Origin of the sequence: Stieleria magnilauensis (assembly GCA_007753675.1) — a bacterium.
GTDB classification, from domain to species: domain Bacteria; phylum Planctomycetota; class Planctomycetia; order Pirellulales; family Pirellulaceae; genus Stieleria; species Stieleria magnilauensis.
The window spans coordinates 10,577,798-10,594,847 of the sequence record CP036432.1 but is presented as its reverse complement, the minus strand read 5'-3'; the positions used below and the strand labels follow the sequence as shown (position 1 = coordinate 10,594,847).

At 55.1% G+C, this 17,050-nt stretch carries 11 protein-coding genes and 1 pseudogene; 6 read left to right on the top strand and 6 right to left on the bottom strand.

The window, feature by feature from the left end; all coding sequences use genetic code 11:
- Positions 1 to 1,703: 1,703 nt before the first annotated feature.
- Entirely contained in the window at positions 1,704 to 1,919 is a 216-nt protein-coding gene (locus TBK1r_RS37425; protein WP_419581620.1) for an addiction module protein, read from the bottom strand.
- A 285-nt stretch (positions 1,920 to 2,204) separates the two neighbouring features.
- On the opposite strand from TBK1r_RS37425, the pseudogene TBK1r_RS37420 reads away from it, so the two are divergent.
- Positions 2,205 to 2,525 (top strand): annotated as a pseudogene (locus TBK1r_RS37420) (phage integrase N-terminal SAM-like domain-containing protein); the annotation flags it as partial.
- 482 nt (positions 2,526 to 3,007) lie between these two features.
- Here the strand turns inward: TBK1r_RS37420 and TBK1r_RS37415 are convergent.
- The gene (locus TBK1r_RS37415; protein ID WP_145207413.1) at positions 3,008 to 4,258 is read right to left on the bottom strand and encodes an IS256 family transposase; all 1,251 of its coding nucleotides are present in this window, start codon (positions 4,256 to 4,258) and stop codon (positions 3,008 to 3,010) included.
- A gap of 1,852 nt (positions 4,259 to 6,110) precedes the next feature.
- Here TBK1r_RS37415 and TBK1r_RS37410 point away from each other — a divergent pair.
- Entirely contained in the window at positions 6,111 to 6,824 is a 714-nt protein-coding gene (locus tag TBK1r_RS37410; RefSeq protein ID WP_419580773.1) for a group II intron maturase-specific domain-containing protein, read from the top strand.
- A 53-nt stretch (positions 6,825 to 6,877) separates the two neighbouring features.
- Here TBK1r_RS37410 and TBK1r_RS37405 read toward each other — a convergent pair whose 3' ends face one another.
- A complete protein-coding gene (locus tag TBK1r_RS37405; RefSeq protein ID WP_145221516.1) occupies positions 6,878 to 7,360 on the bottom strand; it encodes a hypothetical protein in 483 nt (160 codons plus the stop codon).
- A 207-nt stretch (positions 7,361 to 7,567) separates the two neighbouring features.
- Here TBK1r_RS37405 and TBK1r_RS37400 point away from each other — a divergent pair, with 207 nt between their 5' ends.
- Together TBK1r_RS37400 and TBK1r_RS37395 are read left to right on the top strand one after the other, a co-directional pair.
- Entirely contained in the window at positions 7,568 to 8,506 is a 939-nt protein-coding gene (locus tag TBK1r_RS37400) for a site-specific integrase (RefSeq protein WP_145221513.1), read from the top strand.
- 15 nt (positions 8,507 to 8,521) lie between these two features.
- Complete coding sequence (locus tag TBK1r_RS37395) at positions 8,522 to 9,679, top strand: IS91 family transposase (protein WP_145221510.1); 1,158 nt, start codon at positions 8,522 to 8,524, stop codon at positions 9,677 to 9,679.
- Positions 9,680 to 10,055: 376 nt separating this feature from the next.
- Here TBK1r_RS37395 and TBK1r_RS37390 read toward each other — a convergent pair whose 3' ends face one another.
- The 3 genes from TBK1r_RS37390 to TBK1r_RS37380 form a co-directional block, all read right to left on the bottom strand.
- The gene (locus tag TBK1r_RS37390; RefSeq protein ID WP_145221507.1) at positions 10,056 to 10,490 is read right to left on the bottom strand and encodes a hypothetical protein; all 435 of its coding nucleotides are present in this window, start codon (positions 10,488 to 10,490) and stop codon (positions 10,056 to 10,058) included.
- Between the two features lie 1,524 nt (positions 10,491 to 12,014).
- Positions 12,015 to 12,509, bottom strand: coding sequence for a hypothetical protein (locus TBK1r_RS37385; RefSeq protein WP_145221504.1), 495 nt, complete (start codon positions 12,507 to 12,509; stop codon positions 12,015 to 12,017).
- Positions 12,510 to 12,568: 59 nt separating this feature from the next.
- Positions 12,569 to 13,168 carry a hypothetical protein gene (locus TBK1r_RS37380; RefSeq protein WP_145221501.1) on the bottom strand — a complete coding sequence of 200 codons (600 nt, stop codon included), beginning with the start codon at positions 13,166 to 13,168 and terminating at the stop codon, positions 12,569 to 12,571.
- Positions 13,169 to 13,319: 151 nt separating this feature from the next.
- Here TBK1r_RS37380 and TBK1r_RS37375 point away from each other — a divergent pair, with 151 nt between their 5' ends.
- Both TBK1r_RS37375 and TBK1r_RS37370 read left to right on the top strand, forming a co-directional pair.
- Positions 13,320 to 14,669 (top strand): IS110 family RNA-guided transposase, encoded by a 1,350-nt coding sequence (locus TBK1r_RS37375; protein ID WP_419580540.1) that lies wholly within the window; start codon positions 13,320 to 13,322, stop codon positions 14,667 to 14,669.
- Positions 14,670 to 16,049: 1,380 nt separating this feature from the next.
- The gene (locus TBK1r_RS37370) at positions 16,050 to 17,042 is read left to right on the top strand and encodes a site-specific integrase (RefSeq protein ID WP_145221498.1); all 993 of its coding nucleotides are present in this window, start codon (positions 16,050 to 16,052) and stop codon (positions 17,040 to 17,042) included.
- The last annotated feature ends 8 nt before the right edge of the window (positions 17,043 to 17,050 follow it).

The following is a 17,050-nucleotide window of genomic DNA, read 5'->3' as shown; positions in this document are numbered from 1 at the left end:
CCGCGTCGGCGCGATCGACCGGAATTCAAATACAAACTCGACTCGCCGACTGCGGTGCACCACATGGTTCACGCGGATCGGCCACGACGACAGTTTGAGCAATCATCGCTGGCGGCCAATGTACTCGATTGGAATCGCCGAGGGAAATCGTGTCTCCCAATCAGCAGTCGGCTTTTCAGGCGTCGGTTGTCGGCGTTGATATCAACAGACGTCGGTTTGTCTTCATTCAACCGAGACGGCCGCGCACCAAGTGAGACAAGAGTCACGCAAAGACGCCAAGCCGCAAAGGAGCGGGTTCAAATCTTTGCGGCTTGGCGACTTTGCGTGAGGCCCTTCCGGCAAGTACGTCAGCGCACCTGTCGAATCGTGACTTCAGGAGCGAATAACAGGAAACAGAGGTCTGATGGATCCCGGTGGGCGCAAGCTCGGGTAATGGCATTAGCGTTCATCGGTGTTCATTAGCGGTGCCAAAACGCCGGAAACACGAACCGCTAATCCACGCGAATGAACGCTAATCTCGGAACCCGTTTCAAGCAGACGAGAGCGTGAACGATAGCGGTCATCGGGCGACAACCAAGAACGATGAACTCAGCAAAGACAGCGATGTCGCTCCGATGCAGTACGCCCAGCATGGGCGTGATCTTGTGGGGTGAAAGTCCCCTGTACTTAGTTCCGGTTTCTTTCTTGGAGTCGGTATACCAAATGAAATTCTAACGAAAGACAGTACGAGGCGAGGGCAACTGCGGCGAGGCAACAGACCGTGGAGAGGAAGCCTGCGAATGTGCTCGTAAAGCTGGCTATTGATCTTGGATCGCGCGCTTCGACGAAAACTGAATCGCGCAAAGGTCCTCGACACAACGTTTCAGCCACATTCTCGCCAAGACCTGCGGTTGTTACGAACAGAAACCTCATACGAGGCCGACGACTCCAGGCCCGTCGCAGAGCGACCCAAAGCGTTCCAGCTGGCTGCTGACCGCGAAGCCGAACCGGAAGCCAGGCGGATGCCTTGAAAAACTCTGGGCGTAGGTAAATGGGGAGCTTGGGCAGGGACAGATCGCGTTCTTATCTGGGGAGATCCAGTTGGCGTACCTGGGAGTAGGGCTTGCCCGAAAGCCAGGGCCGTGCATTCGAAAGTGACTCGGTGCCGACTGGAAGTCAGCAGAGGGCATCGTAGCGGACCCTTGTGGCCCGCGAAGGCCCGAAGGGAACGAGCAAGTACGTATCGTGGGTAGCTCGTGCTGTTGTCTCTTCGGAGACAAATCGCCGTATTGGCGGTCAACCAGTTGCGGCGCTGGTCGTGATTCAATGGCCCCGAGTCTTCACGGCAACGTGGAGGTTTAACACTCGTGCTCGGGCCGCCGGATGCGGACCCGCATGTCCGGTGGTGTGGGAGGGGTTCCGGAGCGATCCGGACCCCTATCCCGATTCACATGGTTCGTCCAAGCCTTTCATCGGTTGATTTGGGGTCGACGCGGCAATCAAGTACGGCGACCACATCCACCACATCGGACGATACCAAATAGTAAACTGCAAACGGGAAGCGTTTCACCAACGCACGATGAAACCCTCGGTACAACTCGTGAATGCCAGCCGTGGAATCTAACAATGCTAAATCTTCACGCACGCAATCGAGGAAACGCTCGCCCAGCCCGTGAGAGACGTTGTCTTACAATTCAGCCCCATTAACGAGGTCAATTCTAGCCTCAGTCCTTAGCTCGACCCGCATCTAGCCGTTCCCTGACGTCGGCAAATGCGGCATCAATCTCCATTCGCGGTTCCGACGATGGATTGTTAATTCGATTTGCCAGAACGTCCCCATGCCAATCGGGCGATGAGATTTGAGATGGTGTCGCAGAGAGATCTCTCCAAAGAATGTCCATCGCGGCAAGTTTTTCGTTGGGCGTCAGCGCTGACAGCATAGATTCGAGTGACATGTTTGATCCTCCGTGCCTTTAGTATACACGATGAACTCGCCACGACAAAAAGCCGCTGCGCGGCGTAGATCCCTCGAAAGTTTTGAAAAAATGACGTCGGCAAAGCATGCTGGATCTTTTGTCTCTCACACAAAGGAGCATGCCATGCCGACGTATGACAATCTACCCAAGACCTCGCAGCATTTCAAAGGAAAATGGTTCGACAAAATGGTCGAAGACCTGCAGTTGGCCGGGAAGGCCAAGCGAACCGTCTAAGGATACGTTCGCGAGGTCCGTAAACTCGCCGATTTCCATCAAAAATCGCCGGCCAAGATCACTGAGAATGACCTGCGATCTTATCTGCTGCATCAGATCATCGACCAGGAAGTCGCGTCGGGGTCCCAAAGCGTCACGCTCTCAGGGATCAAGTTCTTCTACCGCACCACCTGTCCGCGAAAATGGAAGGTCCTCGACCAAACCAAGATCAACTACGGCAATGCGTTGCCCGAGGTGATCACTCAACGACAGGTCTTTCAAATGATCGACGCCTGCCGGACCTTTCGCATGAAGAGTTTCACATGCCTCCCCATCACCGCAAGGTGCTGGGGTTGATCACACGTTGCAAAACGGGTGAGCTTGAACTCAACAAATGTCGCCAGCCGTCATTGGGCAACCGGTCTGCGCGGGGCCAGCAACAACACGCCCGGAGACCATCCCAAACCTCACCCGACAGCGATCTTCTCGCCGTCTACGTTGGTTGCGAAAGTCATCGCATCGCATTCTTGGCGTTTCATGAGCCACCGAAGCCCAGGCATGGCCTGTGAACTGCCATGCCAATCAAAGCAAAACCCAATCGGGTTTTTCGCCGACTCCGGCCTTCTTGAACAGAGAATTTGAGCATCGGCTCGTCCGCTGGAGTGGATGCTGCCTTTCAGATTCAAACAGAGAAAAGACAGAGACACCGCTCGTCATTCACGCGATGTCAAATTCTTATTGGTTCGTCGTATTGTATCGAAGAGAACGACCTGCCCCAAAGGTTGTCATTAAGTGGCGATCGGGGCCTGTCCAAAACTTTGTGTCACCGGTTCAGTTGTTTAGTATCGGTGGCTCGGCGGTAGGCGGTCCTCAAAGAGGATTGCAAAGTGGTTGAGTGCTTGCTTCCAATACTTGATCGGGCGGGTCCAGCGTTTGGATGCCTCCATGATCGCCATATAGATCAACTTGGTTGCTGAGTCCTGGCTCGGGTAGATCTTGCGGTTCTTAGTAAACTTGCGAATCGTGCTGTTGACCGACTCGATTGCGTTGGTCGTGTAGATCACCTTACGAATCTCGGGCGGGAAGTCAAACAGTGTGATGATGTCCGTCCACTTATTTCGCCACTGCCGCGAGATCGTCGGATACTTCTTGTCCCATTTCTCCGAGAACCGCTCCAGTTCGCTTTCAGCCTCTTCGGTTGTCGATGCGCGGTAGATTGATTTTAGATCACCTGCGACTGCCTTGCTGTCTTCATGCGAGACGTAGCGAAGGGCGGCGCGAACCAGGTGCACCAAGCAAAGCTGAATTCGAGCTTGTGGAAAGGCGGCTCGAATGGCTTCGGGGAACCCGGCAAGGCCGTCGACACAGCATACGAAGATGTCGGAAAGTCCGCGGTTTTTCAGGTCGGTTAAGCAGTTCAACCAGAATTTCGCCCCCTCGGTTTCAGCGATCCAGAGGCCCAAGAGCTCTTTCTTACCATCCAGATTGATTCCCAAAGCAACGTAAATCGTGTGGGGGCTGACCTTGGCCGATGCACCCCGAACGTTGACGACGATCCCATCGAAATAGACGATCGGACACACCGGATCGAGACGCCTCGACTGCCAAGTCTTTAGCTCGGCTTCCAGGTCCTCGGTGACGCTAGCGATCAGCGTTGGTGAAACATCCACGCCGTAGAGGTCTTTGACGATCTGCTGGATGTCGCGGGTGGTCAATCCTTTTGCGTAGAGGGCCAGGATTTTGTCATCGAATCCATCAATGCGACGCCGGTGCTTTTCAATGATCTTCGGCTCAAACGTCGAGTCTCGATCCCGAGGTGTTTCGATCTCCAGTTCCCCAAAGTCACCCTTGAGCTTCTTTGAAGAATGTCCGTTGCGACAGTTGTTTCGTTTTTCTTTGGAAGGCGTGCTGCCGGAGGCCGGTTCGGATTGTTCTTGATCGAGATGGTGATCGAGTTCGGAGTTGAGCATCGTTTCGATGCCCGACTTCATCATTGTCTTGACCAATGCGTTCAATTCACCGATGCTCGAAGCATTGCGAGCAAATTCAGCAGCAAGTTGTTCGACTTGCTCTTTCGTCTTGGAATCCATGGGAAGGGGCTCCTGCAGGAGAAGGTGTTTGGGTCAGCTTACAGTTATTGCTGGCAAACACAAAATTCCTGACAGGCCCGCGATCGAAGCGCCCGTCTCTGGCATAGCATGTCGACATGTAGACCCGACTCTTCCGAGGTCGGCGATAGACGCCGCTATCTTCTTGTCGCGACAGCGTTCGGTAGATCCGCCATCAGCGACGATCGGTCTCCTGCCGATTCGACCGGAGCATTCGGTTGGTCAGCGGCAGGAAGCAAGTCGATCAAGGTCACGCCATTCCGCGCACACGCCGTCGAGCTTTGCCTACGTGCGATTACCTCCACACGCAAGGTTTCACCCGTGAGAATCGTCTGCTTTCCCACAGTACGGGCATTTGTTCGGGTCATTGCCCGTAAAAAAAGAGTAGTACTCATCGCACTCGGGGCAGAGAATCCGATTGTCGAGACCGCTACGTTCTTCACTGCAGGGCTCTGAGTCGCGATGGATCCACACATAGTCTTGAAAACGATTGCCCATCCAGCGTGCACTGGACCGACTCTTGACACGATCACCAAACTCGGAGTGTCCGAAGAGCTGAACTTGCAAGTCTCCCCAAAGATCATTGGGCTCGCTTGTGGCAAAGAGAAATGTCACGAACATCGCTTCAGCGCTACCGCCTTTAATTGCTAGGTGGTCGACAAGCATCGGGTTGGCCGCCAGTCTGTTGCAGATCTTGCGAATCGCAACTTCCTGGTCATCGGAAAGACCAACCGTGCCAATTCGGAGTTCGAGTAGATTGCGTGGCCAAGCCATGTATGCGCCCGAATAGCTTACGACGAACGGCGGTGGTCACCGCGTCGGCGCGATGGACCTGAACCCAAATACAAACTTGACTCGCCGACTGTGGTGCAGTACGCCCAACATGGGCGTGATCTTATGGGGTGAAAGTCCCCTGTACTTAGTTCCGGTTTCTTTTTTGGAGTCAGTATACCAAATGAAATTCTAACGAAAGACAGTACGAGGCGAGGGCAACTGCGGCGAGGCAACAGACCGTGGAGAGGAAGCCTAGGGATGTGTGCGTAAGTGTCAACCTGAACCACGCCGTTGACCACATTCTCGCCAAGACCTGCCAGGTTACGAACAGAAACCTCATATGAGGCCGACGACTCCAGGCCCGTCGCAGAGCGACCCAAGGCGTTCCAGCGGGCTGCTGACCGCGAAGCCGAACCGGAAGCCCGGCGGATGCCTTGAAAAAACTCTGGGCGTAGGTAAATGGGGAGCTTGGGCAGGGACAGATCACGATCGCTTATTTGGGGAGATCTCAGGAGCCTTCAGCGGCATCCGCCGGGGCGTGTACCCGCGAGTAGGGCTTGCCCGAAAGGTGGGGCGGATGCGGTAACGTATTCCGTACTCTGAGAAGTCAGCAAAAGCCATAGTAGCCAACGGCCGCATTCCAACGGTCGGGCGAAGGGCCGAACGTCATTTTACAAGGAACGAACCACCCGTGACCTCGAAGAATCCCAACGCATCGTGTCCCAGTGACGCTGTCCCTGGAGATGCCGCGCATAAAACTCAGTCGAGCCTTGCGGCTTCGGCGGCCACGGAGAAGTCAGCCTTGGACCTTTCTCTATTTTCTCTGATAGAAGCAGTTGTCGACGACGCTAACATTGAGCGCGCTTGGAAGAACGTCAAAGCCAACAAAGGGGCCCCTGGTCCCGATGGCATCACCCTTGACGATTTCTTCGAGACCTTCCGGCACCATTGGCCAGAAGTTCGCCGACAACTCTTGGAAGGAACTTATCGTCCGGGACCCTCCCGGCGCAAGTCGATTCCCAAACCGGATGGCGGCACGCGAGATCTCGGTATCCCAAACGTGATCGACCGCTTGATACAACAGTCCATCCTGCAAGTCTTGACCCCGATTTTCGACCCCGGATTCTCCGAATCGAGTTTCGGATTTCGACCCAAGCGATCCGCACATGGAGCTGCAAAGCAGATCCAGCAAACGATTCGCAGCGGCTTCCGCTGGTGCGTGGACATGGAACGTTATCTCACTGGGACACTGAAACTGGTCGTCAATCGCGACAAAAGTCGTGTCTGCCGAACCGCCGGTGTCGAGTTCCTCGGCTACCAATTCCATGGTTTCGGCGGCCAGATCCGAGTGAGCCCGAAGAGTCTCAAGAAGTTCAAACAACGGGCGAAAGAAATTTTGACCCGCAACCGCGGCATTTCGATGCGTCAGCGGTTTCGCGAACTTCGCCTTTACCTTCGCGGTTGGATCGATTACTTCGTATTGGAGCAACGCAAGAGTACAACGCTCACTCTGGACAAGTGGCTTCGGCGACGCGTCCGAGCGTGTTACTGGAGCAATTGGCGCTTACCCCGCACCCGATTGAAGAAGTTGCAAGCTCTTGGAGTCTCCTACGATGAAGCCTACCCTCCGGCCCACTCGGGCAAGGGTCCCTGGCGTCTCTCGATGACGTCTGGCGTTCAGCGAGCCATGACGAACGCCTGGCTGCAATCTCAAGGCTTATTCACGCTTGAAGAAAGATGGAGCGGGCTTGCTCCGAAACGGCGAACCGCCTAGTGCGGACCCGCATGCTAGGTGGTGTGGGAGGGAACCCGGAGCAATCCGGGTCCCTATCCCGATACCCATGGTTCTGCCCTATTCTCGATTCGCTGTTGATGCGTTACTTGTCGTAAAGCTGCAAGTCCGCCCAATACAGATATAGAGTAACCCGCTGCGACCAACGAGTTTGAAAGATTCAGAAGCCACACAATTGGGTGAGCAGCCCCAGAATTAATATCGTCGATCGTAGCACCTCTCATCGGATACTCGGCGGCAATGCTTCCAATGGTGCCAGTAAGAATAGATACGAAGGCAATGCTCAGGAGAAGTGAAGCTATGGATTTGTACCGAAACAGAGCGATCAATGCAGCCACAGCAAAAACGAAATACGTCAACGGAATGGCCCATTGCATTATCTGCATGGGTGCCATCCAAAACGTCCCAAGGCTTGCAGCCTCTCCGTCTGGGTTGGTGATGGTGACGTTCCGCTGACACCCCAGAGTCAAAAATCCAAAGCAAGCACAGATATAGGCGCTGATTCTCAGTTGACGCATTGAACAAATTTCATTGGCAGAACGTTTGGGTTCACCGGGCCGCGGCGAACGGCATTGATTCCAAGACCCGCGCGGCCCGCGGCTCCGTGTGCAACCCTTTGTTCAAGTAAGCCGCTTCGCGGCGGGATTTTGGTGGGTATGAGACCTTGATGGAAGGAGCGGTTCACGGTGAACCGCTTCACACACTCCTTCCACAAGGAACTTTCGATGTCCAAGTCTAACAATCGTCGCCGCAATTCGCAAAAGTCTGCTGCTCTGGGGGCCTACTTTCCCGAGGATCTTCGTCAAAAACTCAGCGAAGACCTGCAACTCTCCGATTTCGCCAAGTGCTCCCCCGACCAAGTCACTGAGAACCATGTTCGCCAATTCTTCTTGCACCTCAAGAACGACCGAGGTTTCGCCTACGGTTCACTGCGTGTCGCCCTCTCGGGAGTGAAGTTCTTTTTTACCCGCACCTGCAAGCGAGACTGGGACATCTTTTCCATGCTCAAACTGCAAAACATCACCGCACTGCCGGAAGTCCTGACCATCAGCCAAACCCACGAGTTGATCGGTCAGGCGAACACCTTGCGGATTTACGCGTATTTCTGGACCGCTTATTCGATGGGCTTAAGGCTGAACGAAGCGCTTCATCTGCAGACGACGGATCTGCAAAGCCAACGCGGCTTTGCCCACATCCACCGCGGCAAAGGGGCAAAGGATCGTTACGTCCCGCTGCCAGAATCAACTCTGAAGTTGCTGCGTGCCTATTGGCTGACCCATCATCACGACACGTGGATCTTCCCCGCCGTTTCGCCCGGGTACTGCTTCGACATCCATGGCAAGAGCAAGGCCGAGCGTCCGATGTCGGAAACCACCGTCCAAGGTGCGATGAAGCAGATCGCCAAGAAGCTCAACTTCGGCAAGAAAATCACGATCCACACGTTGCGACATTCTTACGCAACGCATCTGCTCGAAGCCGGAGTTGGGCTGAAGGTCATCCAGAAATACATGGGGCACTCCTCGCTGCAGACGACCCTCGTTTATCTACATCTGACCGAAGATGCGGAGGCCAATGCGCGGGGAGCGATCGACGGACTGTTCGGAAAGTTGCCGGGGGACGACGATGATCCCGATGCGCTCGGCTGTCCCGCACGACTGAAGTAAACCGGTCGCCGAAACGTGTCCACGCTGGCCGAAGCCATCGCCAAGCATGGACCGGCATACCTCGCCAAGCTTCCCGACCCGCTCCCCGAGTCACTGTATCAGGTTGCACGCGTGATCTCGTTGTTGCCGTTTTGCCGAACCGGTGCCCTTGGCGGAGTCCTGTATCGATGCGACGGCTGCGGCCAAACGCATTGGACGGGACGGAGCTGCGGAAATCGTCACTGCGCCACCTGTGGTCACGAGAAGTCGCAACGTTGGATCGAGAAGCATCAGAAGCGGTTGCTACCGGTTCATCACTTCTTCGTCACCTTCACGGTTCCCCGTGAAGTCGGCTTGGTGCTGCGCGCGAACCAACGTGAAGGCTATCGTTCGCTCTTTGATGCTTCGGCACAGAGCATTCGGGACGTCGGTGCCGCAACCAAAGCACTGAAAGGATGCAAGCTCGGTTACTTCGGCGTTCTGCACACTTGGGGGCGAGATCCGCTCGTCTATCATCCGCACATTCACTACATCATCACCGGCGGTGGAGTGAAGGTCGATGAGGAGGGCGCGGCGATCGGCTGGCAGAGCACACCGCAAGGCTTCCTGTTTCGCCACGGCACCCTGGTTCGGGTCTACAAAGCGAAGTTGGCTGACGAGCTTCGCCGCTGTGGACTTTACGATTCGGTGCCGCGCGAAGCGTGGAAGAAGAACTTCGTGGTGGACATCGAAGCGGTCGGAAATGCGTGGGGCTCATTGCGTTACCTCGCGCCCTACATCCATCGAGTCGCGATCAGCGACAAACGGATCGTCTCGGTCACCGACAGTTCGGTCTCGTACACCGTCACGCCCACAAAGGCCAAGCGGACGATCGAGCGGAACGTTAAAGGTGTCAAGTTCGTCGAGGGATTCGCGCAGCACATTCTCCCCAGCGGATTCCAGAAAGTGCGGCACTATGGCTGGATGAGCAGCAATTCGGCGATCCGCCTGGATGAACTGCAACTCCTTGTGTGGATGCATCTGGGCTGGGTGTACTGGTTGGCCAGCGGGCATGCTCCACAACCGGAACGTCTCGTCAGCGAGCCTCGCTGTGCCCACTGTGGTGGTGACCTGCGTGTGGTGACGGTCAGCTTCGACCCGATGCCACTTCCTCGTGGACCTCCACCGGCGGCGTTTCAAAGGAGAGCCAATTGAACGTTCAACGGAAATCGGAGACACAAAATCAAACGTCATCGGGGAGGCGAACAGAGACGCTCTGCGCTGATCGCGTTCAAATTCGCGCAGACGTGGTGCCGAAGCGCACCTTGGCAGGCAAAACGCACATCCGCTGCCGCCGGCTCACCGTATCGAGACCAGCATGGCAACCGCCGAAGAGCATCGCACCTGGCAGATACGTCTTGAACGAGCCCGGGCCATCGAAGCAAAATCCAAGAGAGATTTAGGCGGCCGAGCGAGCGTTATCGGGCTTCTTGAACAGAGGACTTGAACTTCGGCTCGCAAGCTCGCGAAGTCAAATCCTTACTGGTTCTGTCTTCTGTCTTCCCAGATTCTGGCCAGACTGTTGGTGGAGTTAGTTGTTGAGCCCGAATGCGTCTCCGCGTACGTCATACATGGCGCTATCCAAGATCTTCTGAATATCAATGTTGAGTTCGTCGAGGTTCCGTCGTTCGGGCGGTAGTCCCATCCAAATGAGGTACAAGATAATCCGTATCTGTTGCTCTCTTGCCCGTTTGCCTACCGCAGGATCTGCCATCGATTGGTCAGTAGCGTTTTTAGTTTCCATCTCCAGGCTTTGCATGTATTCGTCTGGATCACCTCGAAAATCGTCAATTGCGCGAGTAAAGATGCGTTGATACATGGTTTCAACAGCATTGACATCTTTCAGCCGAAGCCAAGACGCGTAAATCGCGCGTTTCAGAGAGTCCACCAACACATGGATTTGTGATTGGAGTATCTCGCTCGCTTGTTCGACTGACTCCGGATCGTTTGGATCTACAAAGACCATTGGCGATGCCCAACAAAATCAATGACAGAACGGCAGCCGTCACCGGGCACGGAGAGACGACTTTCTATTTGTGAAACCTCGCAAGCCGTGCTCCGCGTGCAGTACGCCCAACATGGGCGTGATCTTGTGGGGTGAAAGTCCCCTGTACTTAGTTCCGGTTTCTTTCTTGGAGTCAGTATACCAAATGAAATTCTAACGAAAGACAGTACGAGGCGAGGGCAACTGCGGCGAGGCAACAGACCGTGGAGAGGAAGCCTGCGAATGTGCTCGTAAAGCTGGCTATTGGTCTTGGATCGCGCGTTTCGACGAAAACTGAATCGCGCAAAGGTCCTCGACACAACGTTTCAGCCACATTCTCGCCAAGACCTGCGTTTGTTACGAACAGAAACCTCATACGAGGCCGACGACTCCAGGCCCGTCGCAGAGCGACCCAAGGCGTTCCAGCGGGCTGCTGACCGCGAAGCCGAACCGGAAGCCCGGCGGATGCCTTGAAAAACTCTGGGCGTAGGTAAATGGGGAGCTTGGGCAGGGACAGATCGCGTTCTTATCTGGGGAGATCCAGTTGGCGTACCTGGGAGTAGGGCTTGCCCGAAAGCCAGGGCCGTGCATTCGAAAGTTACTCGGTGCCGACTGGAAGTCAGCAGAGGGCATCGTAGCGGACCCTTGTGGCCCGCGAAGGCCCGAAGGGAACGAGCAAGTACGTATCGTGGGTAGCTCGTGCTGTTGTCTCTTCGGAGACAAATCGCCGTATGGCGGTCAGCCAGTTGCGGCGCTGGTCGTGATTCAATGGCCCCAAGTCTTCACGGCAACGTGGAGATTTAAAACTCGTACTCAACCGCCGGATGCGGACCCGCATGTCCGGTGGTGTGGGAGGGGTTCCGGAGCGATCCGGACCCCTATCCCGATATTCTTGGTTCTTCTGTGCGACCGTGCATACGTCAAATTTTGCTGATCGATTCAACTTCGCCTGACATGTTGATGATGACCAACCGATCACCATCATACGCAGGAATTGTCGAATCGTTTATTCTCAACATGCCATCAACGATCTCAAACGATAGTCCAGCGAAAGTGCAAGCCGTACCTCCATCTACCTGAGACGTTGTGAATCTTCGTTTCCCTACTCCTGTGCTTCCACCAGTCCATGCGCCGTTCTTGACATTCGTTAGGACGATCTCACTGCTTGATGAACTCCCGGTAAACCAGCAACCACGAACAGCAAGACGTATGTCTCCGAATTCGGTGATGCCGTAAATCCCTTTACAATAGGTGAAACGGTGAGACCCAACATAGTCTGGCGTTGGCTTTCTGATGTTCGTTTCAATCGGAGCAAGGCGCAAGTAGCATTCTGGCCATACGAACATGTAGCCGATAAGGCAAAGCAAACCGAACGCGGTAATCAAGAGTCGTGGTTTCGTAAAACGCTGCATGCGATCTATAGCAGAAGAACGTTAGAAATCACGGGGAGCGGGCGAACGACCTGCAAGCAGACGAGAAAACGGACCACCCGTTCTCCCGTGCATTTCATGGTTCGCCGCCGTTTTGATTTTGCGGGGCGGGTACCGGTCCCGACCAAAGAAACCGTTCTGTACGGATATTACCACCGTACAGCCCAATGGTCGATTCGGCTAATTGCGATGCATCCACACCATCGTCATCGAGATAAATAAGGGCTGCGCCGATGCAAGTATCGCCACGATAGTGTACCGCAACACCGATTCGGGAATCAAGAATTCGTGCAACGTATTCGGCAGTTAGGGATGCAGCTGCTGCAAGACGCTGTTCATCAGTCGCGCTTGCCAATAGGTCAGATTCGCATCCATCGAAATGACAGTGGTAGCATTTGCCAAATACCAGCGTCAGCTCACAAGTGTCGTCCCAGACCTCGAGCGGACCAACGACATTGTCTAACGGATCAAGCACGAGATGTGGTCTTTCGTCCAGTTCCAGGCGCCACCCCGGATCATCAACACCTTGAGCAGCCAGTTCGTCGATGAAATGCTGGAGCGTCGGTGTCATTAGTGTTCAGTCGGCGAACGGTAGCCGTCACCGAGGACGGACGATTGATTATCCATTCTCTAAAGGCCGGCTCCCGTCCTTCGGTGCACGGCATGGTTCGGCGCTACCGCACCCTCCGGAAACTCTGGTTGTCGAAAAATGCCCAATACCTGGCACTTGACTTCACTTGGAAAGCGATAGTGACAACGAATACAATTCGACAGGTAATGGGCGTGATGGTAGTCACAGTCCGGACAGACATACCAATTCCATGATGCAGTAATGCGGTTCGGGTTAGCGTCAGAGTGTTCGATTGCCTGCAAGAGATGCTCTCCCGCACGCTCAATATCTTCGTCCATAAAGCCGATCTTGGCATCTCCGGGGACGTTCAACTCGCGCGGGGCCGGGTACTCGATGCGGTAGATAGCGCCAGATGTGTACGCGTAGGCGAGTGGAGGAACATCGTCAGTGTCGTACGTTGTGTCACGTGCAACGAAATTCAGTAGCGACATGCTTGATCCAACCCACAAATCAGGTCCGTCAATCGTCAAAAGATGACGAAGTAGGCGTCCTACGGTTGGCACAAGATAGAGTTCGCAGTCCCGCTCGTGCGACTCGGGAAAGCGCTCAAGAAGTCCATCAAGATTCTTGTGTTGGTTGCTCAGTCCCGAAAGCTTCATGTCTTACTTCGCCGAAAGAATCCATGTAAGTCCGAGGCTTGGTGGGCGGGAGTCATTTGTTTGTAAACTGGCGACTCGGACCCGTGATTCTGGCAGCTTGCGACTGCCAGTCACATTCGCTCCACCCACCAAAACCAAGGACACAGTAACCATGAAAATTCTCGCCCTTGATCTCGGCAAATTCAACTCTGTTTGTTGCGTTTACGATTCAAAAACTCGAAAGAAAACGTTCCTCACGACGCCTACCAAACGCGAACACCTGCAGAGTGTCTTCCAAAACGAAGGCCGGCTGGCCGATCTGGTCGTCATGGAATCTTGCGGGCCTTCCGGATGGATCAACGATCTGGCGCAGTCCTTCGAGCGAAACACACTCGTCTGTTCGACCAATGAAGAAGCCTGGCGTTGGGCAAACGTCAAACGAAAGACCGACAAGGACGACGCCTTGAAGCTGGCCCGTATGGCTGCCATGGGGGAACTCAAGTCCGTCCACATGCCTTCGCCCGAGCACCGAGAATTCCGATCACTGGTCAAGTATCGAAAGACGCTCGACGGCCGAATCAACAAAACCAAGAACACCATTCGCGCGTGGTTCGTCAACCATGGGATCGAAATCGACAAAGGAGACAAGGCCTGGCACACCGGACGAAAACGCATCGATTCGTTCCGCAAAGGGATCCAAGACTGCACTCCCGATGAACTCTGGAAAGGCCAGCTCGACATCGAGTTGACCATCCTCGACTCACTGACCGAGCAACTCGACACGATCGTCAAGAGGCTCGAAGAACTCGGCAAGAACGATGAACGCATCAAGCGCCTGCGCACGATTCCAGGTGTCGGACCGCGGACCGCAGAGATCCTCGTCGCCTGTATCGACGCCCCCCATCGATTCAAAAATGGACGCCAAGTGTCCGCCTACTTCGGGCTCGTGCCACGTCAGTATCAATCCGGCGAGACCGATCGCAACGGCCGGATCACCAAACGCGGCAACCCGCTGGCAAGAACCATCCTTGTCGAGTGTGCGTGGGCATCGCTGCGATACAATCCATGGGCCAAAGGCATCTACGAACGAATCTGCGGCAAACAAAAGACCCGCAAAAAGAAGGCCGGAATCGCACTGGCACGCAAGATCGCCGTGATCGCTTGGGCGATGCTGCGTGACGAAAAGGACTGGGAACCGAAACGGATGGTCGAGGTCACCGAGTCGTATGGCGAAATGCCAGACAAGCTGAAGGAGTCCCTGCTCAACATGAAACCCAAGGAGAACAGCGACCAACGTAAAGCCCGACTGCGCCGTGAGGCCCGTCAAGCCAAAGATGCGAAACAAACCTCTAAGGCCAAGCCAACGAACAAGAAGACGCGTCCGTCATCGAACCCTTCAAGCCGAACTGAAAAGGCGACGCCACAAGCGACCAAACCGAAGAAAAAGTCCACTCCCGTCAAGTCAGCGACGAAGTCGCGTTCCAAGCCACGGCGAGCAGGAAAGCTAGTATCGCGTGACTGATGCGTTTGACATCGGCGTAACGAATCAGCCCTGCTCGCTTTATCAATCACCGAGCGACGAGGACAACCAGTACCGGCTGACTGGCAACTTGATGCCGGCGTAACGAATCGGACCTCCTCGCTTTCAAACCCACCATGTCCCGTTCCACCAACAACCACAAAGACCAATCACGAGCCGACGGGGAGCCCCCGCGAGACTCGCCGAGACGATCGATCAAGGAGAAGACCTACCCGAGTGTGTGAGTACCGAGACAAGTTGACACTGGACCTTCGCAATAGGAGCCATTCGCTGCAGCGAATCGGCAGAGGGTTCAGACACGTCGCCCTAAAGAATGTGCCACACCGACGGAAGGTAGCTTGCTGCTCAATGACGCCTCCAGTCAAAGAAGCCTCCAGGCAAGCTGCATCCAGCGCGGAATCACACCACCGATCAATGATGGTTGAACCGTGTAAGGACCACTGAGGGAACGCAGTCCGCCGAGTGCGGATCTACGAGAAGTTCAATTGCGTTCACACCTCGAATAGTCGTTTAATCAACATCCTTGTCGAAACGTCACGACGAATCACCGCGAGGCGGCCACTCCCTCAACGCTCACCAACGAAGACACTCCCAAGGAACCACTGACCATGTCGAATTAAAAATCCAAAAATTGTGGCACCCGCCACTTGCATATGTCGGACTTCATAGTCGTCCGCCGTCACCTGGCACGAGCGGAACAACTTGAACTCAAAACAGATTCGATCGAGTGCTCAGGTGCACGGCTTTGTTCCTCGGATCTGACTGTCTTCGTCTTTGCTCGGGCACTCGCGTTAAACGTTGCCCGGCGGTCACAGAATAGCGTGATCGATCAGTTGAGGCAACTTTTTGGGCGTCGTTGAAGTAATCGAACGCGGAGGCTCGATGGGCACGGGACCGAACATCGCAATGCGTCCGGCACCGAGACGTCGAAACGACCTTGCGGTGGATCACACGCCTGGTCCGTTGCGGCGGGTACCAACGTGCCAATTCTCTTCGTGGGGCGTCGCGACAAAAAGAGTGCCCGATTGTCAGGCGGCATCCATCAAGCGAACGGACAAGTCCGACGTCGGCAGCTCAACGCTGCATGCGCTCACCGAAAGAGTGAAACGCTCAAACAATCTGGCCAGTAAATCCGTCAACACAATTCGACGGACGGGGTCTCGCTACTGACGAGGAACGCTACGGATCACGCGGTCGCCGCGAGCGATCCTCCACTTCAAAAACCACTACTCGGCGACTCGTCGTGCATCCGATTGTTCAAGTAAGCCGCTTCGCGGCGGGATTTTGGTGGGTATGAGACCTTGATGGAAGGAGCGGTTCACGGTGAACCGCTTCACACACTCCTTCCACAAGGAACTTTCGATGTCCAAGTCTAACAATCGTCGCCGCAATTCGCAAAAGTCTGCTGCTCTGGGGGCCTACTTTCCCGAGGATCTTCGTCAAAAACTCAGCGAAGACCTGCAACTCTCCGGGATGGCCAAGCGGACACACGACGGATACATCCGTGCCATCCGGCAACTCTCCGATTTCGCCAAGTGCTCCCCCGACCAAGTCACTGAGAACCATGTTCGCCAATTCTTCTTGCACCTCAAGAACGACCGAGGTTTCGCCTACGGTTCACTGCGTGTCGCCCTCTCGGGAGTGAAGTTCTTTTTTACCCGCACCTGCAAGCGAGACTGGGACATCTTTTCCATGCTCAAACTGCAAAACATCACCGCACTGCCGGAAGTCCTGACCATCAGCCAAACCCACGAGTTGATCGGTCAGGCGAACACCTTGCGGATTTACGCGTATTTCTGGACCGCTTATTCGATGGGCTTAAGGCTGAACGAAGCGCTTCATCTGCAGACGACGGATCTGCAAAGCCAACGCGGCTTTGCCCACATCCACCGCGGCAAAGGGGCAAAGGATCGTTACGTCCCGCTGCCAGAATCAACTCTGAAGTTGCTGCGTGCCTATTGGCTGACCCATCATCACGACACGTGGATCTTCCCCGCCGTTTCGCCCGGGTACTGCTTCGACATCCATGGCAAGAGCAAGGCCGAGCGTCCGATGTCGGAAACCACCGTCCAAGGTGCGATGAAGCAGATCGCCAAGAAGCTCAACTTCGGCAAGAAAATCACGATCCACACGTTGCGACATTCTTACGCAACGCATCTGCTCGAAGCCGGAGTTGGGCTGAAGGTCATCCAGAAATACATGGGGCACTCCTCGCTGCAGACGACCCTCGTTTATCTACATCTGACCGAAGATGCGGAGGCCAATGCGCGGGGAGCGATCGACGGACTGTTCGGAAAGTTGCCGGGGGACGACGATGATCCCGATGCGCTCGGCTGTCCCGCACGACTGAAGTAAACCGGTCG